Annotated in this window: 20 protein-coding genes; 16 read left to right on the top strand and 4 right to left on the bottom strand. The window is 63.2% G+C overall.

The genetic code is table 11. From position 1 onward, the window contains the following. Window positions 1-142: 142 nt before the first annotated feature. From proS to DQ230_RS00385, 7 genes are all read left to right on the top strand, one after another. Complete coding sequence (gene proS, locus DQ230_RS00415; RefSeq protein ID WP_113910514.1) at window positions 143-1,498, top strand: proline--tRNA ligase; 1,356 nt, start codon at window positions 143-145, stop codon at window positions 1,496-1,498. After that, on the top strand, window positions 1,455-2,006 hold the full coding sequence (locus tag DQ230_RS00410; RefSeq protein ID WP_338050490.1) for a DUF2937 family protein: 552 nt from the start codon (window positions 1,455-1,457) through the stop codon (window positions 2,004-2,006). The genes proS and DQ230_RS00410 overlap by 44 nt, the downstream gene beginning before the upstream one ends. Before the next feature lie 92 nt (window positions 2,007-2,098). Further along, the gene (locus tag DQ230_RS00405) at window positions 2,099-3,349 is read left to right on the top strand and encodes a lipoprotein-releasing ABC transporter permease subunit (protein WP_113910718.1); all 1,251 of its coding nucleotides are present in this window, start codon (window positions 2,099-2,101) and stop codon (window positions 3,347-3,349) included. Then, complete coding sequence (locus tag DQ230_RS00400; protein WP_113910512.1) at window positions 3,342-4,025, top strand: ABC transporter ATP-binding protein; 684 nt, start codon at window positions 3,342-3,344, stop codon at window positions 4,023-4,025. Before DQ230_RS00405 ends, DQ230_RS00400 begins: the two co-directional genes overlap by 8 nt. A gap of 57 nt (window positions 4,026-4,082) precedes the next feature. Further along, window positions 4,083-5,078: an Ldh family oxidoreductase gene (locus DQ230_RS00395; RefSeq protein ID WP_113910511.1), complete on the top strand. Its 996-nt coding sequence runs from the start codon at window positions 4,083-4,085 to the stop codon at window positions 5,076-5,078. A gap of 53 nt (window positions 5,079-5,131) precedes the next feature. Beyond that, window positions 5,132-5,539 carry a DUF4864 domain-containing protein gene (locus DQ230_RS00390; RefSeq protein ID WP_113910510.1) on the top strand — a complete coding sequence of 136 codons (408 nt, stop codon included), beginning with the start codon at window positions 5,132-5,134 and terminating at the stop codon, window positions 5,537-5,539. A 154-nt stretch (window positions 5,540-5,693) separates the two neighbouring features. Continuing rightward, window positions 5,694-7,985: a glycosyl hydrolase family 28-related protein gene (locus DQ230_RS00385; protein ID WP_113910509.1), complete on the top strand. Its 2,292-nt coding sequence runs from the start codon at window positions 5,694-5,696 to the stop codon at window positions 7,983-7,985. Between the two features lie 121 nt (window positions 7,986-8,106). Here DQ230_RS00385 and purL read toward each other — a convergent pair whose 3' ends face one another. The 3 genes from purL to DQ230_RS00370 form a co-directional block, all read right to left on the bottom strand. After that, window positions 8,107-10,272, bottom strand: coding sequence for a phosphoribosylformylglycinamidine synthase subunit PurL (purL, locus tag DQ230_RS00380; RefSeq protein WP_113910508.1), 2,166 nt, complete (start codon window positions 10,270-10,272; stop codon window positions 8,107-8,109). A gap of 120 nt (window positions 10,273-10,392) precedes the next feature. Then, entirely contained in the window at window positions 10,393-11,403 is a 1,011-nt protein-coding gene (gene bmt, locus DQ230_RS00375; RefSeq protein ID WP_113910717.1) for a betaine--homocysteine S-methyltransferase, read from the bottom strand. Between the two features lie 100 nt (window positions 11,404-11,503). Continuing rightward, window positions 11,504-11,818 (bottom strand): DUF1476 domain-containing protein, encoded by a 315-nt coding sequence (locus tag DQ230_RS00370; RefSeq protein WP_113910507.1) that lies wholly within the window; start codon window positions 11,816-11,818, stop codon window positions 11,504-11,506. Window positions 11,819-11,989: 171 nt separating this feature from the next. Here DQ230_RS00370 and purC point away from each other — a divergent pair, with 171 nt between their 5' ends. The 6 genes from purC (at window position 11,990) to DQ230_RS00340 (ending at window position 20,293) form a co-directional block, all read left to right on the top strand. After that, window positions 11,990-12,751 carry a phosphoribosylaminoimidazolesuccinocarboxamide synthase gene (gene purC / locus DQ230_RS00365; protein ID WP_108690594.1) on the top strand — a complete coding sequence of 254 codons (762 nt, stop codon included), beginning with the start codon at window positions 11,990-11,992 and terminating at the stop codon, window positions 12,749-12,751. A gap of 31 nt (window positions 12,752-12,782) precedes the next feature. Beyond that, window positions 12,783-13,013 carry a phosphoribosylformylglycinamidine synthase subunit PurS gene (purS, locus tag DQ230_RS00360; protein ID WP_113910506.1) on the top strand — a complete coding sequence of 77 codons (231 nt, stop codon included), beginning with the start codon at window positions 12,783-12,785 and terminating at the stop codon, window positions 13,011-13,013. Further along, on the top strand, window positions 13,013-13,681 hold the full coding sequence (gene purQ, locus DQ230_RS00355; RefSeq protein ID WP_113910505.1) for a phosphoribosylformylglycinamidine synthase subunit PurQ: 669 nt from the start codon (window positions 13,013-13,015) through the stop codon (window positions 13,679-13,681). The genes purS and purQ overlap by 1 nt, the downstream gene beginning before the upstream one ends. A gap of 49 nt (window positions 13,682-13,730) precedes the next feature. Beyond that, complete coding sequence (locus DQ230_RS00350; protein WP_113910504.1) at window positions 13,731-15,527, top strand: sensor histidine kinase; 1,797 nt, start codon at window positions 13,731-13,733, stop codon at window positions 15,525-15,527. Window positions 15,528-15,532: 5 nt separating this feature from the next. After that, window positions 15,533-16,867, top strand: coding sequence for a sigma-54-dependent transcriptional regulator (locus tag DQ230_RS00345; protein WP_113910503.1), 1,335 nt, complete (start codon window positions 15,533-15,535; stop codon window positions 16,865-16,867). A 474-nt stretch (window positions 16,868-17,341) separates the two neighbouring features. Beyond that, the gene (locus tag DQ230_RS00340) at window positions 17,342-20,293 is read left to right on the top strand and encodes an Rne/Rng family ribonuclease (RefSeq protein WP_113910502.1); all 2,952 of its coding nucleotides are present in this window, start codon (window positions 17,342-17,344) and stop codon (window positions 20,291-20,293) included. A 123-nt stretch (window positions 20,294-20,416) separates the two neighbouring features. Here the strand turns inward: DQ230_RS00340 and DQ230_RS00335 are convergent, their stop codons facing one another. Then, window positions 20,417-20,638, bottom strand: coding sequence for a sulfurtransferase TusA family protein (locus DQ230_RS00335; RefSeq protein WP_113910501.1), 222 nt, complete (start codon window positions 20,636-20,638; stop codon window positions 20,417-20,419). A 93-nt stretch (window positions 20,639-20,731) separates the two neighbouring features. Between DQ230_RS00335 and DQ230_RS00330 the strand changes: the two genes are divergently transcribed. The 3 genes from DQ230_RS00330 to DQ230_RS00320 all read left to right on the top strand — a co-directional run bounded on the left by DQ230_RS00330 (window position 20,732) and on the right by DQ230_RS00320 (window position 24,201). Next, window positions 20,732-21,487 (top strand): cytochrome c biogenesis CcdA family protein, encoded by a 756-nt coding sequence (locus tag DQ230_RS00330; protein ID WP_113910500.1) that lies wholly within the window; start codon window positions 20,732-20,734, stop codon window positions 21,485-21,487. A 76-nt stretch (window positions 21,488-21,563) separates the two neighbouring features. Beyond that, the gene (locus DQ230_RS00325) at window positions 21,564-22,751 is read left to right on the top strand and encodes a hypothetical protein (protein WP_420820879.1); all 1,188 of its coding nucleotides are present in this window, start codon (window positions 21,564-21,566) and stop codon (window positions 22,749-22,751) included. Window positions 22,752-22,833: 82 nt separating this feature from the next. Continuing rightward, the gene (locus tag DQ230_RS00320; protein ID WP_113910716.1) at window positions 22,834-24,201 is read left to right on the top strand and encodes a cytochrome P450; all 1,368 of its coding nucleotides are present in this window, start codon (window positions 22,834-22,836) and stop codon (window positions 24,199-24,201) included. The last annotated feature ends 20 nt before the right edge of the window (window positions 24,202-24,221 follow it).

Genomic DNA, 24,221 nt, shown 5'->3' with positions numbered 1-24,221 from the left:
GGCGTCAGGTACATTTGGCCGATGCACCGCACGCTTTCAAGTGCGGGTTTAAGGGCTTTGCGACTATGCCACGCTTGCCCGGCGCGGCGCAAAGCCATAAACGAGGCGGGAAACGCCCCTGATCCCCATGAGAGGACCACCCATGCGCCTGTCCCGTTATTTCCTGCCCGTCCTCAAAGAAACCCCGTCCGAGGCGCAGATCGTCTCGCACCGGCTGATGCTGCGTGCCGGCATGATCAAGCAGGCGGGCGCCGGCATATACTCGTGGCTGCCGCTGGGCTTCAAGGTGCTGCGCAAGCTTGAGAATATCGTGCATGAGGAGCAGATGCGCGCGGGCCACATCCCGATGCTGATGCCCACGCTGCAACCGGCAGACCTGTGGCGCGAATCCGGGCGCTATGATGATTACGGCGAGGAAATGCTGCGCATCAAGGACCGGCAGGGGCGTGATCTGCTCTATGGTCCGACCAATGAGGAGATGATCACCGACATTTTCCGCGCCCATGTGGGCAGCTACAAGGATCTGCCGCTGACGCTGTACCACATCCAGTGGAAATTCCGCGACGAGATGCGCCCGCGCTTTGGCGTGATGCGGGGCCGTGAATTCTACATGAAGGACGGCTACAATTTCGATCTGACGCAGGAGGATGCGCTGCATTCCTATAACCGGCATCTGGTCAGCTATCTGCGCACGTATGAGCGGATGGGCCTTCAGGCGATCCCGATGCGCGCCGATTCCGGCCCCATCGGCGGCGACGACACGCATGAATTCCTGGTGTTGGCCGAAACCGGTGAAAGCGAAGTGTTCTACGATTCGCAAATCACCGAGCTGAGCTTTGGCGACCGCGAGGTTGACTACGATTCGCACGAGGCCTGCCGCGCGGTGCTGGACGAGTTTACCTCGCGCTATGCGCGCACGGACGAGACGCATGATGAGGCCCTCTTTGCCGAGATCCCCGAGGATCGGCGACGGACCGCGCGGGGCATCGAGGTGGGGCAGATCTTCTACTTCGGCACCAAATATTCCGAGGCGATGGGCGCCACGGTGCAGGGGCCGGACGGCAAATCGGTGCCGGTTCACATGGGTAGCCACGGTATCGGTGTCAGCCGTCTGGTCGGCGCGATCATCGAGGCCAGCCATGACGACAAGGGCATCATCTGGCCCGAGGGCGTGACGCCGTTTCATGCCGGGATCGTCAACCTGAAACAAGGTGATGCCGAGGCGGATGCGGCCTGCGAGGCGCTTTATGCCGGGATCACGGCGCTGGGCCTTGAGCCGCTCTATGACGACCGGGACGAGCGGGCAGGCGGCAAATTCGCCACCATGGACTTGATCGGCCTGCCCTGGCGGATCACCGTCGGGCCGCGCGGTTTGAAAAACGGCGTGGTCGAACTGACCAGCCGCCGCACCGGCGAGAGCGAGGAAATGCCGCCCGAGGAGGCAATCAAGCGCCTTGCGCAGATTTACGCGCCGCATCGCGGCACGCTGGTCGGCTAAGCGGATGCTGGGCCGCGCGCTGATACTGGCGGGTGGCCTTGCCGGGGCTGCGGGGCTTTCGCAATTCCCGGAGTTTTCCCAGCAATACGTGCAGCGGCTGGGCGGCGCAGTGGACGAATTGCGCGGCTTTGTCAAAGGGTTCGACGCGGACGCCGCCGAGGTTGGGCTGGGCCGTGAAGCGGCGCTGGAGGATCTGCGCGGCGGCGGCGCGATGGGCGCGCAGCGGGCGGAAACGGTGGCAGGTGTGATCGTGCGGTACGAACGCCTGTCGGCCGATCTGGACGCGCTGCGCCGCGCCGGGCCGTTCACCCGCGCCTACCGTGCCCGGTCTTTGGGCGACGCCCAGATCGCCAGCGCGGCATGGGATGAGTTCAAACCGGCGATGCCATTGACGTTTGAGGGCGCGATGTTTGCCGGGGCCGGGTTTCTGGGCGGTCTTGGCCTGATGACCGCCGCGCTGGCGCTGTTGAGAATGCCGTTTCGGCGGCGCCACGCCCGCCCTGCTTGACGGCAGCAGGCCCCCGGCGCAAGTTGCGCCAAATCTAGCAGGAGTAATGCCCAGTGGCAGGTAAATCCGCCCCCTTCGCCCCCTTCGAATGGATGATCGCGTGGCGCTATCTGCGCGCCAAGCGCGCCGAAGGTGGCGTAAGCGTCATGACGTGGATTTCGCTGATCGGGATCACTCTGGCGGTGCTGGCGCTGATCGCCACACTGGCTGTAAGGGCCGGATTTCGCGCGGAATTTGTTGATACGATCCTTGGCTCGAACGCGCATGTGACCGTGTATAGCGCGGGCGAGGTCGATGCCCAGACGGGCCGTGTTGACCGGATGCTCGGCGATTATCAGGCAATGGCCGAGCGCGTGCGCGCAGTGCCCGGCGTCACCCGCGTGGCACCCCTGATCAAGGGGCAGGTCATGGCCAACGCGCGCGATCGCAACGCGGGCGTCGAGGTGTTCGGCATCACGCTGGAGGATCTCAAGGGCATTCCGCGCATTGCCGATCCCAGCACCGGGCAGGGCGACATCGAGCGGTTCGATGACGGCATCGCCATTGGATCGGGCGTGGCGCGCGAACTGGGCGTGGGCGTGGGCGACAAGATAAAGATCATCTCGCCCGGCGGGGTCAAGACCGCCTTTGGCACCACACCGCGCGTCAATGCCTATGACGTTAGCTATATCTTTACTGCCGGCCGTTATGACATTGATCGCACGCGGGTTTATATGCCGTTTGCCGAGGCGCAGTCGTTTTTCAACCGCGAGGGAAAAGCCGATGAGTTGGAAGTGATGGTGACCGACCCCGAGCATGTCATGGACCTGTCCATTCCACTGATGCAGGCAGCGGGGGATCGCACGCTGCTATGGACGTGGCAGGACCAGAGCGGCGGGTTTCTACGCGCGCTGGAGGTGGAGGATAACGTGATGTTCATCATCCTTTCGATCCTTGTGTTGATCGCGGCGATGAACATCACCAGCGGGCTGATCATGCTGGTGAAAAACAAGGGGCGCGACATCGGGATTTTGCGCACCATGGGCCTGACCGAGGGGTCGGTTCTGCGAATATTCTTTATCTGCGGCGCGTTTACCGGGATTATCGGGACCGCCATGGGCGTGATCCTCGGATGTCTCTTTGCGATTTACATTGATCCGCTGTTTGGCTTCGTTAACTGGGCGATGGGCGGCGAGATATGGGATCCGTCGGTGCGGGGCATTTATTACCTGCCGGCCAAGCTGCAATTCGGCGATGTCATGTCGGCGGTCACTTTATCGCTGACGCTGTCCTTCATCGTCACGATCTTTCCCGCGCGCCGTGCCGCGCGCATGAACCCGGTGGAGGCGCTGCGCTATGAGTGATGCTGTGCTGCGCCTGACGGGCATCGAGAAAATCTATAATCGAGGAAAGCAGAATGAAATTGCCGTTCTGAAAGGCGCCGATCTGGCGATCGCGCGGGGCGAGGTCGTCGCGCTGGTGGCGCCGTCGGGGGCGGGCAAATCCACCCTGCTGCATATTGCCGGGTTGCTGGATACCGCCGATGCGGGCGAGGTCGCGATTGGCGGCACGGTGATGACAGGGCTGGGCGACCGGCGGCGCACCATTGCCCGGCGGCGGGACGTGGGGTTTATTTATCAATTCCACCATTTGCTGCCGGAATTCACGGCGCTGGAGAATATCGCGCTACCGCAGCTGGCGGATGGCACGCCGCGCCAAAAGGCAGATGCGCGCGCGCAGGAATTGCTGAATCATGTCGGCGTCGGGCCGCGTGCCGGACACCGCCCGTCGGCCATGTCAGGCGGGGAGCAGCAGCGCGTGGCGTTCTGCCGGGCGCTCGCGAACCAGCCGCGCCTGTTGCTGGCGGATGAGCCGACGGGTAACTTGGATCCCGGCACATCCGATCAGGTGTTTGGCACGCTGATGGCACTGGTACGCGATACCGGGCTTTCGGCGCTGATAGCGACCCATAATCTGGAACTGGCGGCGCGGATGGACCGGATCGTCAGGCTGGATCATGGGCTGATCGTGCCGGGATGAGTGACGGCAGGCCTTGATGCGGCCAAAATACTATACACGAGATGGGGAGCCGCAGACATGCCGCAGATTGAGATTTCGCAGATTGAAAAGCTGTCCAAATCCGCACTGATGCGCCATGGTGCGCAGACGTGGATCGCCGCCAGTGTCGCGGACGCAATCCGCGAGGCCGAAGCGACGGGCAACCGTATCTGCGGGCTGTATTATCTGGAGAGCTATTGCCAGCAGTTGCAGTCCGGCCGGGTCAACGGCGCGGCGGCCCCTGACGTCACGCGCCCGCGCCCCGGATCGGTGCGGGTGGATGCGCGCTTTGGCTTTGCGCAGGCGGCGTTCGAGCGGGCCTTGCCCGAGGCAGTGACTGCCGCGCGGGAGTGCGGCACCGCGTCGCTGGCGGTTTGCCACGCGCACACCTGCACGTCCTTGGGCTACTTCACCGGACAGATCGCGCGCGCGGGCCTGATCGGGCTGGGCCTGACAAATGCCACGCCCATTGTTGCGCCGCCCGGCGGCAAGACACGCGTGATCGGCACGAACCCTATCGCGTTTTCCGTACCGGATGGGCAGGGCGGTATTGCGATGCAGTTTGACCAGTCCACTACCACCGTCGCGCTGGGCAAGATTACCATGGCCAAGGCCGCGGGCGAGCCTATCCCCGAGGGCTGGGCCGTCGACAGCGACGGCAATCCGACGACGGATGCGGCGGCGGCGCTGGGTGGGTCGCTGGTCAGCCTTGGGGCGGGCATGGCGGGATACAAGGGCTGGGGGTTTGGCCTGATGGCCGAAATTCTGGCGGCCGGTCTGACCGGAAGCCTTGCCAGCCTCGACGTTGCGCCGCTAAAGGCGCCGGAGGGCGCGCCGCATGATCTGGGCCAGTTCTACCTGCTGATCGATCCGGGGATGTCAGACCATTTTGCCACCCGCCTTGCCCGCGTCGCCGAAGGCGTTGCAGCCAATGAGGGCGCGCGCATGCCGGGGCAGGGCCGCGTTCTGGCCGAAGCGGTGGAGGTGCCGGATACGCTGTGGGCGCAGGTGCGGGAGTTGGCAGGCTCGGCCTGAAAAGTTTGATCTGCCGCAGCGGCGCGATACTTTTCCTTTAGGGAGGAGTATTTATGAAACACTTATTATTAGCGTTTTGCCTGATCATGGGGCTCGGCCTTGGCCATCCGTCGCGCGCGCAGGAAGAGCCGATCCGCGCCGTGATATCGGCCCAGATCGCCGCGTTCGAGGCGGATGATTTTGACGCCGCCTTTGCCTTTGCCAGCCCCACCATACAGGGCATGTTCGGCAGTGCGCAGAGGTTCGGCGCGATGGTCAGGACCGGCTACCCGATGGTGTGGCGGCCCGACGAAGTGACATTTCTGGCCCTCGATCAGCGCGATGGCCTGCTGTGGCAGGATGTTCTGGTGCGCGATCGAAACGGCGCGCTGCATATTCTGGAATACCAGATGGAGCAGGGGCCAACGGGCTGGAAAATCAATGCCGTGACCATACGCCGGGCGACGGCCGGCACCGCATAAGGTGGCAGGGCACCGTGACGGTGGTGCCAGAGGCGGTTAACCTTGGCTCTGTATTTCCCTCGTCCATCCGGGTGTGCCCCGGGCTGGCGTAAATGTGACATTCCGATACGCGCCCCTGACGGGTCTCGCGTGACGGATGCGAAAGGAAATACAGATGAACAAGGCAGTAACTGACGGGATTCTCTTCATGCCGCCCAGCTTTGGGGCCGGTCTGAATGTCTGGTCCAGTGGCGATGGCACGCCGGGATCGGATACATACGCAAACGCGGTCAATGCTGCGTTCGTGCCGGCAGATCAGAATTTTGGACCTGCGCTGGAGCTTCAAAAGGCCAGTGCGGTGCAGAAACTGCGCTATATGGGTCAAACGCCGATCCTGCCGGGATGCTACCTGCGCGTCACGGCGCGAATCAAGGCCATTTCCGGCAACCTGCCGACGGTGCGCATCGCTGGCTGGGCCGGTGCGCCGGGTGGCGGCAATGTCAGCGGGGTGGCGCAGTTTGGCCCGCAAACGACGCTGCCAAGCTATGGCAAGGTCGTCGAGGTCAGCGCAATTATCGGCACGGGCAACCGCACCGGCGTCGATATGGTCTGGGGCCCGCAGGCCAGCTATGGGCATTTCGGGCTGGACCTGACCGGCGCGAATGGCGGCGTTGTGCGCATTGACGATATCGAGATTGAGGATATCACCCGCGTTTTCCTGCGCGAGATGCTGGGCATGGTCGATGTGCGCGACTACGGCGCCATCGGCAATGGCGTGCATGATGATGCGCCCGCGTTCGAGGCCGCCGATGCCGCCGCAAATGGGCGCGACGTTCTGGTGCCGCACGGGACGTATCGCATGGGCGATAGCGTGACGATGCAATCCACCGTGCGGTTCGACGGCACGGTCACGATGGGCGCGCAGCATGTCTTTACCCTGACCAAGAATTTTGACCTGCCGGCATATATTGACGCGTTTGGCGACGAGGAATTGGCGTTTCGCAAGGCATTTCAGGCGATGCTGAACAATTCCGGCCACGATTCGCTGGATATGAAGGGGCGCATCATCTCGCTGACCGGGCCGATTGACATGAGCGCGGCAGTGCCGGACAAATCCAGCTATTCCCAGCGGCGCCTGATCAAGAATGGCCAGTTCTATGCGCTGGACCGCCCTGCCTGGGCCACGCAGGTGGTGACGTCCCAAGGCACCTATTCACCGCGCAACAGCCTGGTGCTGACGGGCGTGACGAACGTTGCCAACATCCCGATTGGCGCAGTCGTCGAAGGCAATGGCGTCGGCCGCGAGGTATATGTCAGCGGCGTGGACATCGCCGCGCAGGAGGTGCGCCTGAGCCAGCAACTGTATGACGCATCCGGGACGCAGGTGTTTACCTTCCGGCGGTTCAAATACATGCTGGATTTCAGCGGCTTTGAAAAGCTGAGCAAGTTTTCCATCTCGAACGTGGAATTTCAGGCGGGCGGTGAATGCAGTTGTGTGATGCTGCCGCGCGCTGGCACCGGGTTTCATTTTCGCGATTGCTTCTTTACCAGCCCCAAGGATCGCGGAATCTCCAGCCCGGCTGTGGGCGATCAGGGCATGATCGTGGATCGATGCCAGTTTTTGTCCAATGAAGGATCGCTGAGGGTGGCGGACCGCGCGTCGATTGCGCTGAATGCCAATGCCAACGACGTCAAGCTGCGCGACAACCGCATTGTGCGGTTCCGGCATTTTGCGCTGCTGGCCGGGTCCAGCAATATCGTATCGGGCAACCATTGGTTTCAGGGCGACAATTCCAACGATGGCACGCGCAGTGCCGGGCTGATCCTGACGCGGACCAACTGCCGCACGACGGTCAATTCAAACTATGTCGATAATTGTTTTATCGAGTGGAGCAATGAGCACGACAGTGCGCCCGAATTCTCCAGTGAATTTTCGTTCAGCGCGCTCAATCTGGTCGATAACGTTTTTCTGGCGGGGAATGTCGCGCCGTGGTTTACGTTTCTTGTCGTCAAACCGCATGGTGCGGGGCATTTCCTGAACGGGGTGAATGTCAGCGGCAATTCGTTCCGCATTATCGACAATCCGATTGATCGGATTGAGCGGATTGATACGAGTTTTGCCGATCTGGACTATAACCGGATTAAAAATATTGCGTTTAGCGATAACACTTTCGGCAATATTCAAAATCCCGTCTCCAGCCCCTTGTTGCTGGAATATGACCAAGGCTCGCCTGCGTCGACATGGACGATTCAGCCGGGCGCCAGCCTGCCGTTCGGGGCGTTCGCGCAAACGGTCACCTCGGTCCTGCCGGCGGGGCCGCTGCGCAATGGCGGCGGTGATGTGGTGCATGTGGCACCGTATTACGAGGCCAAGCAGGGACCGGATCGCAATCAGATCCGCCTGCAATTCGGCACGGCGGTTCGCGGCACGGTGACCATGATCGTGCGTATCGACGATCCGTTTTAAGCCGTGTCGTGACAAGTGGTATTGCGGTGCCTGCGATTCTGATGAACGCTGAATGATCAAAAAGACGGCCCTGTTTTGCAGGGCCGTCTTTTCATGGCTCAAGTCATCTGGCGATGCTATGTCATGCGAACCGGTCGGCAAAACTGCTGCGGAACATATGGCTTAGTGTCTCCAGCGGCGCCTCGGACGCGCCGATGCGCACCTGATCGCCGGTGAACTTGCCGACGCTGGAAATCTTGACGCCAGCGCGGCCAGCCTCGGACATCAGCGCCTCGGCCTGATCGAAGTTGCAGGCGACAAGGTAGCGTGCCTGATCTTCGCCAAAGAGTGTCGCGGTATCTGCATCGTCCAGATGGATGCCCACGCCGGCGGCCTCGGCCATTTCAAACGCGGCCAGCGCAAGGCCGCCATCGCTCAGGTCCGTGCAAGCGCGGATCAGCGCGTGGTTGGCGCGGATGAAATCGCCGTTGCGCTTTTCAGCGTCCAGATCGACATGCGGGGTGTCGCCCTCGACGCGGCCAAACACTTCGGCCAGCAGGGCGGACTGGCCCAGATGGCCGTGCGTTTCGCCGATCAGCAGCGCAACATGGCCGTCGCGGGCCTGGCCGATGATCGCCTCATCCTCATGCGCGATCAGGCCGACAGCGCCGATGGTGGGGGTGGGCAGGATCGCGGCGCCGTCCGTTTCGTTATAAAGCGACACGTTGCCGGACACGATTGGCATATCGAGGGCGGATACAGCCGCGCCAATACCCTTGATCGCACTGACGAGCTGGCCCATGATCTGCGGCTTTTCGGGGTTGCCGAAATTCAGGTTATCGGTGCTGGCCAATGGCTTGGCCCCCAGCGCGGTCAGGTTGCGATACGCCTCGGCCACGGCCTGCTTGCCGCCCATTTCGGGGTTGGCCTGCACGTAGCGGGGCGTCACATCCGATGTGAACGCCAGCAGTTTGTCGGTGCCATGCACCCGGATCAATCCACCGCCAAGGCCGGGGCCGCGCACGGTGTCGGCCATGACCATGGTGTCGTACTGTTCGTACACCCATTCGCGGCTGCAATAATTGGGCGACGTGATCAGCGCGCGCAGCCCGTCGATAGGGTCGATCTGCGGCACGGTCGCCGGATCGAGCGGCGCGGGCGCCGGGGTTTCGACCCAAGGGCGGTCGTATTCGGGGGCGGTGCCGGACAGGGCGGCCAGCGGCAGATCGGCCTTGACCACGTTGTTGTGCATGATCAGGAAACGGTCTTCGGCGATCGTCTCGCCCACGATGGCGAAATCGAGATCCCATTTCTCGAACACGGCGCGCGCTTCGGCTTCCAGCGACGGCTCCAGCACCATCAGCATCCGCTCCTGAGACTCGGACAGCATCATCTCGTACGCGGTCATGGCGTCTTCGCGCTGGGGCACCGCCTCAAGGTTCAGGCGCACGCCAAGACCGCCCTTGTCGCCCATTTCGACGGCCGAGCAGGTGAGGCCCGCGGCACCCATGTCCTGAATGGAAATCACGGCGCCGGTCGCCATCAGCTCCAGCGTGGCCTCCATCAGGCGCTTTTCGGTGAAGGGGTCACCGACCTGCACTGTCGGGCGCTTGTCCTCGATGGAATCGTCGAATTCGGCCGATGCCATGGTGGCGCCGCCAACGCCGTCGCGGCCGGTCTTGGCGCCCAGATACACAACGGGGCGGCCCACGCCGGAGGCGGCGGAATAGAAAATCTTGTCCGTGTCGGCAAGACCGGCCGCGAAAGCGTTGACCAGACAGTTGCCGTTATACGCCGCGTCAAAGCGCAACTCGCCGCCCACGGTCGGCACGCCGAACGCGTTGCCATAACCGCCGATGCCCGCAACCACGCCATGCACCAGCTGGCGCGTCTTGTGGTGGTCCGGCTCGCCAAAGCTGAGCGAGTTCATCGCCGCGATGGGCCGCGCGCCCATGGTGAACACATCGCGCAGGATGCCGCCCACGCCCGTCGCCGCGCCCTGATAGGGTTCAATATAAGACGGATGGTTATGTGATTCCATCTTGAATACAACGCATTGGCCATCGCCAATGTCGACGATGCCGGCATTCTCGCCGGGGCCGCAGATAACCTGCGGGCCGTCCGTTGGCAGGGTGCGCAGCCATTTCTTGGAGGATTTATAGCTGCAATGCTCGTTCCACATCGCGGAAAAGATGCCGAGTTCCGTGAAGGTCGGCTCGCGCCCGATAATGTCGAGGATGCGCTCATACTCGTCCGGTTTCAGCCCGTGGCTGGCGATCAGGTCAGGGGTGATGTCCGGCTCGTTCATGGTGCAATATCCCTCAGGCTGCTGGCTTGGCGTCTCTTTAAGCCATTGCGCGCGAGGGGGGAAGGGGGGCGCGTGGTGCGGCGCCGGATAATCCCCGGCCCCGGCGCCCACGCGGCCCGGTCAGCCGCCCCGGCGGCGGGTGCGGCGGGGCGCTGGCGCATCATCGCCCGTGCCGTCAATGTCCGACGAGAACGCGCCCAGCGTTTCGGTAATCTGGTCCAGCGTCGGGCGCGGGCCGCGGGGCCGCGTTTCCAGCGCCTCGCGCATCTTGCTCAGGTGTTCGGGCATGGTGCCGCAGCAGCCGCCGATGATCTGCGCGCCGGCGTCGCGGGCCAGGCAGGCATAGTCGGCCATCAATTCGGGCGTGCCGTCATAGTGGATATGCCCGTCCACGAATTTGGGGATGCCGGCGTTGCCCTTGGCCACGATGGGCCGCTCGGTGCCCTGCGCGGCAAATCCCAGCACAGTGCGCAGCAAATCGGACGCGCCGACACCGCAATTTGCGCCGAAGGCCAGCGGTTTGTGATCGAGCGTTTCCACCATATCGGCCATCGCGGATGAGGTGACGCCCATCATCGTGCGCCCGGCGGTGTCAAAGCTCATCGTGCCGACCCATGGCATACCGGCCAGCAGAAATGCCTCTGCGGCGGCCTTGTATTCCTCGGGGGCAGAGATCGTCTCGAGCCATAGAACGTCGGCGCCGCCTTCTTTCAGGCCCTCGGCCTGTTCGTGGAAAATCTCGACCGCGAGTTCATGGGTCAGCGTGCCCATCGGGGCCATGATGTCGCCGGTCGGCCCCACCGATCCGGCGACGATTACAGGACGATCATAACGATCAGCCACCTCACGCCCGATTTCGGCGGAGATGCGCGACAATTCTCGTGCGCGTTTCTGCGCGCCGTGCAGTTTCAGGCGCGAGGCGTTGCCGCCAAAGCTGTTGGTCAGGAACAGGTCGCTGCCGGCGTCGACTGCCATCTTGTACAGCTTGGTGATCCGGTCAGGATGTTTTTCATTCCAGAACTCGGGCGCATCGCCCGATTCCAGCCCCATGTTGAACAGGTTGGTGCCGGTGGCCCCATCGGCGAGGATCCAGTCACGCTGTGCCATCATCCGGGAAAGTGCGTTGCTCATCAAATCATCCAAATCGGGGGTTTCGCGCATGTGCCGCAGCACGGCGCGCGCCGCAGGTCCGATACTACACAGATGCGGCGCGCAGGCATTCCTTGGGTCTTTAGTTTTCGGCGACCAGCTGCGCCTTGGCGGCGGCCATCAGCTCGGCCCGTTTGGCGCGGATGGTGTCGGGATCGGCCTTGTCGCCCAGATCGCCCGCAACCTTGCGGATCACATCCTCAAACCCGGCTTCCTCGAAATCGGCCTTGATGACTTCGCGCGCGTATGCGTCCGCCTCGTCGCCGGTTTTGCCCATCAGGTCAGCGGCCCACAGTCCCAGCAGCTTGTTGCAGCGCGCCTCGGCCTTGAATTTCATTTCCTCGTCATGGGCATACTTGTTCTCGAAAGCGTTTTCGCGGTCTTTGAAAGTGTTCATCTGAGTGGGTCCCCTCGCTTGGATCGGATGCAAAATGTCTTGGCTGCAAATATGGCGGTCCGCGCACGCAATCGCAAGGCCCGCTGCATGCTTGCGGCAGGGCGGGGGGTGGTCTAAACACGCATCATCGCGGATTGGGGCCGACTCCCCGCAGGCAAGGACAGGTTTAGCATGGCACGTCGCAAGAAGATTTACGAAGGCAAGGCCAAGACCCTTTATGAGGGCCCCGAGCCGGGCACCATTGTCCAATACTTCAAGGATGACGCAACCGCCTTCAACGCCGAGAAAAAGGCCGTGATCGAAGGCAAGGGCGTGCTGAACAACATCCTTTCGGAATACTTCATGGTCGGTCTGGCCAATATCGGCGTGCCGACGCATTTCCTGAAGCGTCTGAACATGCGCGAACAGCTGGTGCGCCAGGTTGAAATCATTCCGCTGGAAGTGATCGTGCGCAACTACGCCGCCGGCACCATGGCCAAGCGTCTGGGGCTGGAGGAGGGCACGCAGCTGCCACGCCCCATCGTCGAATATTGCCTGAAGGACGACAAGCTGGGCGATCCGCTGGTCACCGAGGAACATATCGCCGCGTTTGGCTGGGCGTCCCAGCAGGATCTGGACGACATGCTGTCGCTCGCGCTGCGGGTGAACGATTTTCTGGCGGGCGTGATGTACGGCGTCGGGATCAAGCTGATCGACTTCAAGATCGAGATCGGCCGCGTCTATGACGGCGATTTCCAGCGCCTGATCGTGGCCGATGAAATCAGCCCCGACAGCTGCCGTTTGTGGGATATCGAAACCGGCCAGAAGCTGGACAAGGACGTGTTCCGCCGCGATCTGGGCAGTCTGACAGATGCCTATACAGAAGTGGCCAAACGTCTGGGCGTGCTGCCCAAGGGGGCAACGCCGATGGCGCGGCCCACTTTGATTAACTGAATTTCCATCTTTCTACCCGAGGATATATCCGATGAAAGCGCGCGTTCACATCATGCTAAAAACCGGCGTTCTTGACCCGCAGGGCGAGGCGGTGCGCCACGCGCTGGGATCGCTGGGGTTCGACGGCGTCAATTCCGTGCGTCAGGGCAAGGTGATCGAGCTGGATCTGGCCGATGGCACGGATGAGGCCACCATCAACGACATGTGCGAGCGTTTGCTGGCCAATACCGTGATCGAAAGCTACCGGGTGGAGATCCTCTGATGCATGCCGCTGTCGTCGTTTTTCCGGGGTCCAACTGCGACCGTGATCTGGCCGTTGCGTTGCAGCGCGCCGGGGCGCGCGTCACCATGGTCTGGCACAAGGATACCGCGCTGCCGCAGGGCGTCGATCTGATCGCCATTCCGGGCGGGTTTTCCTTTGGTGATTATCTGCGCTGCGGCGCCATTGCGGCGAACTCGCCGATTTCCCAATCGGTCAAGGCGCACGCGGAAAAGGGCGGCTATGTCCTGGGTGTTTGCAACGGGTTCCAGATCCTGACGGAAACGCGCGTTCTGCCCGGCACATTGCTGCGCAACGCGGGGCTGAAATATATCTGCCGTCCCGTTGATCTGACGGTGACGACGGCGGGCAGCCCATTTACCTGCCGCTACGAGGCCGGGCAGACGATCACCGTGCCGATTGCGCATCATGATGGCAACTATCACGCCGATAGTGACACGCTGGCGGCGCTGGCCGATCAGGACCGCATCGCATTCCGCTATGTGCGCAACCCCAACGGGTCTGTTGATGATATCGCGGGCATCCTGTCGGAAAACCGCCGCGTGCTGGGCATGATGCCCCACCCCGAGCGGATGGCAGAGCCTGCGCATGGTGGCACCGACGGCGCCGCGATGTTTGCCGGGCTGGTCGATCAGCTGGCAAACGCCTGAACCGCGCAAGACGCTTGAGGCCGCTGCGCGCCCGCCTTAGTTTAGCGGGATGAGCACACCGTCACCTTCCCGGCCCGTGGGCCCGGCCAGCGCGCAGCGCCGGGCCAAACAGCGGCGCGCGGAGCGTATCACCAGCTGGCGGGTGCGCATCGCGCTGATCGTGATGACGGCGCTGGCGATCGGGGTCGTGTCGGTCACGAACCGGCTGCTGACGGACCGCTTTACCGAAAACACCCGCAACCGCGCCGAACTGCGGCTGGTGCTGTATTCGGGCAACCTGCTGAGCGAGCTGCGCCAGAACGCCATCGTGCCGCAGCTTCTGTCGCGCGATCCGGCACTGATCGCGGCGCTGAATTCGGCCAATTACTCGCAATCCACCCAGCGGCTGATTTCCTTTGTCGATGAAATTGGCGCGGCATCGCTGACCTTGCTGGACAAGGACGGGCGCACCGTGGCGGCGACCGACCGCAACCGTCTGGGCGAATCGCATCGCTCGGCGCCCTATTACGTTGACGCGCTGCGTGCCAAGGATACGATTTTCACACTGCTTCAGAACGAAACCGGGCGGTTTGAATTCATCTATTCGCGCCGGATGGAAAGTCAGGGCAACCTGATCGGCGTCATTCTGGTGGCCGTCGATCTGCACAAATACGAACGTGCCTGGGCCGGCATTTCCGACGCGGTGATCGTCTCGGACAGCGAGGGCCAGATCATCCTGTCGACCGAGCCGCGTTGGCGCGGCCTGACCGAAGAGGTGGCGCTGGCGCGCGAGCCGGTCAGCAGCGCATTGCAACGCGCGCTTCAGGCCACCGCCGACTGGACGACGCTGCCGCCCGATGCCTACCTGGGCGGCGAGGCGGTGATGCGCGTGTCGGGCCGGGTGGCGTTTCGCGGCTGGCGCATCGCCAACTTTACCACCTATGACAGCGTGCGCGAAAAGGTGAACGGGTTTCTGGCGCTGGAAATCATGGGCTTTGCGATTCTGCTGGCGCTGGCGTTTTACTTTCTCAACCGCAAGACGGCGGTGCGCATGGCCTTGTTCCAGCGCGAGTCGGCAGAGCTTCGCGCATTGAACCTGCGGCTAAAGCGGGAAATTGCCGAACGCGAGCGCGTGCAGGAAACGCTTGCCGTGGCCGAACTGACGCTGGCACAAAGCTCCAAACTGGCCGCGCTGGGTGAAATGGCCGCCGCCGTCAGTCACGAGCTGAACCAGCCGCTGGCGGCGATGAAAACCTATCTGGCCGGCGCGCGTCTGCTGCTCAAACGCAACCGGCCGGACGAGGCGTTGTCGTCCTTCCAGCGCATCGACGACCTGATCGAGCGGATGGGCGCGATCACCAAGCAGCTGAAATCCTACGCCCGCCGCACCGGCGACACGTTTGAGCCTGTAAATATAGGCGATGCGCTGGCCTCATCGCTGGCAATGATGGAGCCGCAGTTGCGCCAGCGGCGTGTCACGATCAACCGAACGCTGCCCGATGATCCGGTCATGGTGATGGGCGACCGGGTGCGGATCGAACAGGTGATGGTCAATCTGCTGCGCAACGCGCTGGATGCCACGCAAACGGTGGACGAGGCGCAGATTGATCTGGTGCTGACCGCCGGCTCCATGGCCGTGCTGACCGTGCGCGACAATGGCCACGGATTGAAAGACATCGAGAACCTGTTCGAGCCGTTTCACACCACCAAGCAGCCGGGCGAGGGGGTCGGTCTGGGGCTTGCCATTTCTTCGGGGATCGTGAACGAGCTTGGTGGTAGGCTGACCGCGCGGGACGCGGCAGCAGGGGGGGCTGTATTTGAAATGCGCCTGCCTATCTTGGATGAAGAAACCCGTGCAGCGGAGTGAGCGATATGGCCAATGCGATGAAGATTGCGATTGTTGACGACGAAAAGGACATGCGCCAGTCGATCAGCCAGTGGCTGGCCCTGTCCGGCTATGACACCGAAACATTCCCCAGCGCCGAAGATGCGTTGAAAAAGCTGGGGCCGGATTATCCCGGCATCGTGATCACCGATATCCGCATGCCCGGCATGGACGGCATGCAGTTCCTGAAAAAGCTGATGGGGTCGGACAGCACCCTGCCGGTGATCATGATCACCGGCCACGGCGACGTGCCGATGGCGGTCGAGGCGATGCGCGTGGGCGCCTATGATTTCCTGGAAAAGCCGTTCAACCCGGATCGTATGACCGAACTGGCCAAAAAGGCGACCCATGCCCGCCGCCTGACGCTGGACAACCGCGCCCTGCGCCGCGAGCTGTCCGATGGCGGCCAGTTGATGAAGAAGCTCATCGGCTCATCGCCGGTGATGGAGCGGCTGAAAGAGGATATTCTGGATCTGGGCCAAGCCGATGGCCATGTCCTGATCGACGGCGAAACGGGCACGGGCAAGACTCTGGTCGCCCATGCGCTGCACGCTGTCGGCGCGCGCGCGGGCAAGAAATTCGTGCTGGTGTCCTGCGCCGCGTTCGAGCAGGACCAGCTGGCGCAGCGCCTGTTCGGCCCGATGAACCCCGATGACAGCCGCCTGCCGGCGGTGGAGGAGGCGCGCGGTGGCACGCTGGTGCTGGAGGATATCGAGGCGCTCAGCGACAGCCTTCAGGCGCGTCTGCTGACATGGCTGAACGAGGAGGGCACGCCGCCCGAAACCCGTCTGGTCGCCATCAGCAACCTTCAGGACGAGGGCCGCACATCCGAGGATGCGCTGCGCCCCGATCTGTTCTATCGTCTGGCCAGCCTCAGGATCACCGTGCCGCCCCTGCGCCAGCGCGGCGAAGATATCCTGACGCTGTTCACCCGCTTTGCCGATCAGTTTGCCGATGATTACGGCTGCGACGCGCCGCAGGTCAGCGCGCAGGAGGCGGCGCAGCTGCTGCAAGCGCCGTGGCCCGGCAACGTGCGCCAGCTGTTCAACGTCGCCGAACGCGCCGTGCTGCAATCGCGGCGCGGCTCGGGCACGATCGTGTCGCTCTTGATGGCCGATCATCAGGACATGCAGCCGGTGATGACGACCGAGGGCAAGCCGCTGAAGGAATATGTCGAGGCGTTCGAGCGGATGCTGATCGACAACACCATGCGGCGCCACAAGGGCAGCATCGCCGCCGTGATGGACGAGCTGTGCCTGCCGCGCCGCACACTGAACGAAAAGATGGCCAAGTATACGCTGCAACGGTCTGATTACCTGTAATAACACCCGTTGCCCCACCGGGCGTCCAGATGCGCGCGCCCGGTGCCGGTTCAGCCATGCATTTCGCGCTGTCTGGCCCCGGTTTCCATTTTGCCCATTGTCATTGCGCCCCTTGGGGCTTTAGTGTGAGCCTGTGGACATGTCGCACGAGGCGATGTCACACCACATGAGTTTCGCTGCCCTGGACAGCGTGTAGGCGCAAATGCCGGCGCGTCCGGGCAGACCGATAAGGTCACGTGAAGACGCGGCCGCCTTAACGCCGGGCCGCCCTACGGGAACGCTTCGGATATATCATGGGCGCCTTAGCCGGCGCCGGAGAAGAAACGCGATGACGCGCGCAACACAGGAATATGTTCCGCCGGGGGGCCGAATTGGCCGCCCCGCCTGCGCGCATGACTTCGCCACAATCAGACATCCCCTGCACGACGCCGCCCCACCGGGGCAGGTGCGCGTGCCCGGATGCGAACGGACAACATGGCCAAGAAAATGCTTATCGATGCCACCCACGCCGAGGAAACGCGCGTTGTGGTGGTCGACGGAAACAAAGTTGAGGAATTTGACTTTGAATCCGAAAACAAACGGCAACTCGCCGGAAATATCTACCTTGCCAAGGTAACGCGGGTCGAACCGTCGCTTCAGGCGGCGTTTGTCGATTACGGCGGAAACCGGCATGGGTTCCTCGCTTTTTCGGAAATACATCCCGATTACTACCAGATCCCCGTCGCCGACCGCGAGGCGCTGATGGAGGAAGAGCGCGCGTATGCCGCCGCTCAGGACGCCGAAGAGGACGAGAAGTCCAAGCCCAAGCGCAGCGCGCGCAATGGCCGCAGCCGCTCCCGGCCCGAAAAGACAAATTCGGACGACGACGCGGTGGTGCAGTCCGAAGTGTCGGGCATGGAAACCATCGATCTGGACGATGACGAGGGCAGCTCTCCGATGGAGCGGGTGGCAGACACCCCCGTCGAAGAGCCGCAGAATGGCGCCAGTTCCGACGGCGACAGCTCGGACGCGGGCGATGATGCCACTGCCGACGATGACAACGGCGCAAATGACGCATCCTCTGATGGGGACGAAAATGGCGACGAGGACCGCAAGCCGCGCCGCACCTCGCGGTCGCGCCGGTCCCGCAAGGGCGACGACACGGACGACAGTATCAGCGATGCCTCGGAAAAAGACGATGACATCGAAGTCGTCGCGGACGAGGACAGCCACGACGACATCCGCCCGGCCCGCAAGCCGCGCCCGCGCAAATACAAGATTCAAGAGGTCGTCAAGGTCCGCCAGATCCTGCTGGTTCAGGTCGTCAAGGAAGAGCGCGGCAACAAGGGCGCGGCGCTGACCACCTATCTGTCGCTCGCCGGTCGCTACTGCGTGCTCATGCCCAACACGGCCCGCGGCGGCGGCATCAGCCGCAAGATCACCAACGCCGTTGACCGCAAGAAGCTGAAGGAAATCGCGACCGAAATCGACGTGCCAAAGGGCGCGGGCCTGATCGTGCGCACCGCCGGCGCCAAGCGCACCAAGACCGAGATCAAGCGCGACTATGAATATCTCCAGCGTATGTGGGAGCAGATCCGCGAGCTGACGCTGAAATCCATCGCGCCCGCCAAGATCTATGAGGAGGGCGACCTGATCAAGCGGTCGATCCGCGACCTCTATAACCGCGAGATCGACGAAATACTGGTCGAGGGCGAGCGGGGCTATCGCATCGCCAAGGACTTCATGAAGATGATCATGCCGTCCCACGCGAAAAACGTGCGCAATTACGTCGACACGATGCCGCTTTTTGCGCGCTTTCAGGTGGAAAGCTACCTGAACTCGATGTTCAACCCGACCGTTCAGCTGAAATCGGGCGGCTATATAGTGATCGGCGTGACCGAGGCTCTTGTCGCCGTTGACGTCAACTCGGGCCGCGCCACCAAGGAAGGCTCGATCGAGGATACCGCCTATAAAACGAACCTTGAGGCCGCCGAAGAGGTCGCCCGCCAGCTGCGCCTGCGCGATCTGGCCGGGCTGATCGTCATCGATTTCATCGACATGGACGAGCGCAAGAACAACGCCGCCGTCGAAAAGCGGATGAAAGATTGCCTGAAAACCGACCGCGCCCGCATTCAGGTCAGCCGCATCTCCGGCTTTGGCCTGATGGAAATGTCGCGCCAGCGCCTGCGCCCCGGCATGATCGAGGCAACGACGCAGCCTTGCCCGTCCTGCCACGGCACCGGGCTGATCCGCTCGGACGACAACCTTGCGCTGAACATCCTGCGCCAGGTCGAGGAAGAGGGCACCAAGGGCCGCTCGCTTGAGGTTCTGGTGCGCGCGCCGGTTGGCATCGCCAACTTCATGATGAACCAGAAACGCGAGCGCGTCGCCCAGATCGAGGTGCGCTATGGCATGTCGATCCGGATCGAGGCCGACCCGTCGCTGATCAGCCCCGATTTTGCGCTGGAGAAGTTCAAGACCGCCACCCGCGCCGTGCCTGAACAGGTCGTGCGTGTGGTGTCGTCCGACAGCACGTTGATGGATGATATCGACAGCGAAGCCGACGCCGACCCTGACGAACTTCCCGGCGACGAGCAAGAGGAAGACACCCAGCGCCAGCCCAATGGGCGCGCGACGGATGATGGCGACAATGACGGGGAAGACGGCGACAAGCCGAAAAAGCGCCGCCGCCGCCGCCGCCGCAAACCGTCGTCCAAATCGCAGAATGGCGACGATAACGGCGATGACAATGGTGACGATCAGGACGATTCGGACGACGATGATCCCCGGACGTCCGGCGACAGCAGCCAGCCCGCGCAAGGCGAGGCGGCCAAAGCGGATGCATCATCGGATGACGCCGCCGCCGACGACAAGCCCAAGCCGAAACGCACCCGCAAACCGCGCCCGAAAAAATCTGACATTGCGTCGGGCGATGCCGATGGCGATGGTGAAAGCACCGCTGACGCAAGCCCCGCAAGCGACAGCAACGGCGAGGCGCCCAAACCCAAGCCGACGCGCAAGCCCCGCACGCGCAAAAGCGACGCGGCACCCGCGGCCGAAAGCGCCCCGGCGCCGGATCAGGCACCCGCACCGGTGGCCGACATCGCGCCCGAAGCGGCGACGCCCCCCGCGCCGGAGCCTGAGCAGGCCCAGCCCGCCCCAGCCGAGGACGTGGCCGCGCCGGAAACCTCACAGCCCGAGCCAGTCGAAGCCCCCGTCAGTGAGGCCGCGCCTGAGACGGCCACGCCCGAACCCGCTGCGACTGAGCCCGCAGCGCCCGAACCCGCAGCGCCCGAACCCGCAGCGCCGGCAGAGCCTGCGCCAGAAGAGGCGCCTGCCGCGGTCGAACACACCACGCCAGAGCCTGCACCCGCACAGCCAGAAGCGGATGAAGATACGGGCAGCGACAAGCCCAAGCGCAAAGGCTGGTGGTCGCTGGGCCGCTAAAGGCTGCAAATAAGTGAAAGCCCGGCGAACATCTCCGCCGGGCTTTCATCTTCCTGAAGGGTTTAGGAATAACGGCGCAGGCCCCACGCGGGCCGCGCCGTTTTAATAGACCGGGATCAAACCTCAGCCGCCTTTGCGCAACCTGTAGATGGTGTATGCATCCGCATCTTCTACCGATAGCAGGCTATGCCCGGCCTCATGGCAGAAATGCGGAACGTCGATCATTGCAGCGGGATCATCGGCATGCAGTTCGACCTCGGCGCCGGCGGCCAGCTTGGTCATGCGCTTGCGCAACTTCAGAACGGGCAGGGGGCACAGCAGCCCGATGGCATCAATTTTTTCCATATTCCGCAGATAATCCGGCCCGTCACCTCTGTCCACAAGGTTGTGACATAGCGTCCACGTGACGCGGCTGCTTTGATGGGCTAAGGCTGCGTCATGTTCGGTATTGAAATCATGGATGCGGGCCTGATTCCCGCGATGGTCGTGGCGCTTTTTGCGGGCACGTTGTCGTTCCTCAGCCCCTGCGTGCTGCCTATTGTGCCGCCCTATCTTGCGTATATGAGCGGCGTCACCTTGCAGGACCTGTCGCAAAAGGGCGGCGCGGCGCGGCGCAGTGCGATCCTGCCTGCGCTGTTTTTCGTGCTGGGCCTGTCGACGATTTTCCTGCTGCTGGGCGCTGCCGCGTCGGCGCTGGGCCTGGCGTTCTTGCAATACCAATCAACGCTCAATTCGATTGCCGGCATCCTGGTGATGATATTCGGCCTGCATTTTCTGGGCATCATCCGCATCGGGTTTCTGGACCGCGAAATGCGCATGGATGCGGGTGACAGGGGCGGCAGCGCGTTCGGGGCCTATATTCTTGGCCTTGCCTTCGCTTTTGGCTGGACGCCTTGCATTGGCCCGCAGCTGGGCGCGATTTTGTCGCTGGCCGCGTCCGAGGCATCTGTTGCCCGCGGCACGGCGTTGCTGGGGGTCTATGCGATCGGGCTGGGCGTGCCGTTCATCCTTGTGGCTGCGTTCCTGCCGCGCCTGACCGGTTTCATGGGCTGGATGAAGCGGCATATGGGCCGGATCGAAAAGATCATGGGCCTGCTGCTGTGGACCATCGGCCTGATGATGCTGACGGGTGGATTTTCGGCCTTTGCCTTTTGGCTGCTTGAGACGTTTCCGGCGCTTGCCGTGCTGGGCTAGGGCGCGCCGTGGCCATACTCTTGCCCCTATTTCCGTCTAGTGTGACGGCGGGCAGGGCAAGGTCAGGCGCGTCTTTATGAGCAGCACAGCAGGCACCACATCCAAGGGCGCGCGGGTCACCGCGCGCCGGGTGTTCTACATCCCCGGATATGACCCGATCCACCCACGCCGCTACCGCGAGCTGTACCGCAAGGAAGGCGCCGCGCAGGCGGCGATTTCCGGCTATGAGCTGACCTTGTCCGCGCGGCGCGGCGCGGGGCGCTATGGCTGGCAGGTGGCCGGATCCATGGACGGCGCGGCCACGCTTGCGGATGTGGATGTGTTGGTCTGGTCGGATATTGTGCGCCGCTCCATGAGCCACACAATCGGCGCCACCTACCTGCAACTGGTCCGCACGGCATGGGCCTATATCGCCAGCGGCGCGCTGTTTCGGCTGATGAGGCTCCGCAAGGGGCCGGTGATTGCGGCGCTGTATCCGGTCGGGTTTTTGCTGCTGCAACTGGCGATTGCGCTGATTGTGGGCCATCTGGCCGGGACAGCGATTGCGCTGCTTATGGGATATGTCATGCCGGCGAGTGGCGCGCCGTTGGCGGCGACGGCGGGCGCGCTTGCCTATGCTGTGGCCCTGATCGCCGTGGCATGGACCATCCTGCGTTGGTTCAAGCGCAAGGACGGCAAGTTCTACGCGTATTACCTGATGCATGATTACGCCTACTCGGCGCGCTATCGCGGCGCGATTCCCCCCGCGCTTGCCGCAAGGATGGTCGAATTTGGCGAGGACATCGCCCGCGCGCTGGACAGCGATGTGGACGAGGTGCTGGTCGTCGGTCATTCTTCGGGCGCGCATCTGGCGGTGTCGGTGCTGGCCGATTTGCTGCGCGCGGGGCGCGTGGTGCCCGGCGGTCCGGCGCTGTCGTTTTTATCCTTGGGGCAGGTGGTGCCGATGGTGTCATTCCTGCCGGATGCGCACCGGCTGCGCGCCGATCTGGCGTATTTGTCGCAATCGGGGGCGTTGACATGGGTGGATGTCACCGCGCCGGGCGACGGATGCGCCTTTGCCTTGTGCGATCCGGTCAGCGTCAGCGGCGTGGCTGCGCCGGGCAAACGCTGGCCGCTGGTGATTTCGGCGGCCTTTACCCAAACGCTCAGCCCCGCGCGCTGGCGCGAATTGCGGTGGAAGTTTTTCCGCCTGCATTCCAGTATCTTTGCGCCTTTGACCGGCCCGGCGATTATGATTACTTCCGCATTACGGCGGGTCCGCTGACGCTTGGCCAGCGCTATGCCGGGCGGGCGCCGTCGGGCAGCCGGATTGAAACGCCAGTGAACAAATATACCGCATGCACGCCATGACACAGCCGCCCAAACCCCCGTCACGGCCCGGCCGCGTGTCAATGCGGCGCTACCTGCAACTTTTTCGCGCCGATATCCTGTCGGCGCAGCCTGCACGGCTGTACCGGGCATGGATGGCGGAATTTCGGACGCCGTTTTTTCGGTCCTATCTGTGCAACCAGCCCGATCTTGTCGATCTGGTGCTGAAGGGGCGGCCGGATGATTTTCCCAAATCGAACCGCGTGCGCGAAGGTCTGACGCCGCTTTTGGGCAATTCGGTTTTCGTAACCAATGGCGAGGCGTGGAAGCGCCAGAGGCGGATCATCGACCCCGCATTCGAGGGCGGGCGCCTGCGCCACATCTTCCCGGCGATGCGCGACGCGGGCCATGCCGTGGTTCAGCGGCTGGCCGGTATGGCCGATGGCAGCGCCCGGGATATCGAGGGCGAAGCCAGCCATGCCGCCGCTGACGTCATCTTTCGCACGCTGTTTTCCATACCGATCGAAAACGAGGTCGCCGCCCGCGTGTTCAACGAATTTCGCGCGCATCAGCGCACGCAGCCGGTTGTCAATCTGGCCGCGCTGGTCCCGCTGCCGCGCTGGATGCCCCGGTTTCACAGCCGCGCAACGCGCCGCACCGCCGAGGTGATCCGCGGCCTGATCCGGCAGCTGACGGCGGAGCGCATGGCGCGGATTGCGGCAGGGGATGCGCCCGAGGATCTGGCGACCAAGATCATGACAACAGCCGATCCGCAGACCGGCGCGCGTTTTGACACCGAGGAGATGGTGGATCAGGTCGCCATCTTTTTCCTTGCCGGGCATGAAACCAGCGCGTCGGCGCTGGCATGGGCGCTGTATCTGCTGGCGCTTTATCCCGATTGGCAGGACCGCATCGCGGCAGAGGCCGCCGCGGCCTTTGGTGATGCACCGCCGGAGTTTGCGCAGATGGGCAAGCTGCCGCTGACGCGGGACGTGTTTCGCGAAACCCTGCGGCTTTACCCGCCCGTGCCGATGATGGTGCGGCAGACCCGCTGCCCCGAGGCGTTTCGCGGCCGGCAGATCGCGCCCGGCGCGCAAATTGTGTTAAGCCCGTGGCATCTACACCGGCACGAGCGGATCTGGGACAACCCCGACGGGTTCGACCCCGCGCGCTACGGCACCCCGGCGGGCCGCAAATGCCTGCGCGAGGCGTTTATCCCCTTTTCCGCCGGTCAGCGCGTCTGTCCCGGCGCGGGGTTTGCCATGATCGAAGGCCCGCTATTGCTGGCGATGATCGTGCAGAAATTCCGCCTCCAGCCCGTGACAGAGCGCCCCGCCATGCCGGTGGCGCATCTGACGGTGCGCGGCAAGGACGGGATTTGGCTGAAAATCACCCCGCGTAACTGATCTAAGGGGCGGCCCGTGCG

Origin of the sequence: Roseovarius dicentrarchi (genome assembly GCF_003316635.1) — a bacterium.
Classification (GTDB): domain Bacteria; phylum Pseudomonadota; class Alphaproteobacteria; order Rhodobacterales; family Rhodobacteraceae; genus Roseovarius; species Roseovarius dicentrarchi.
Note: the sequence above shows the minus strand (reverse complement) of the source record. Positions and strands in the feature narration are given on the sequence as shown.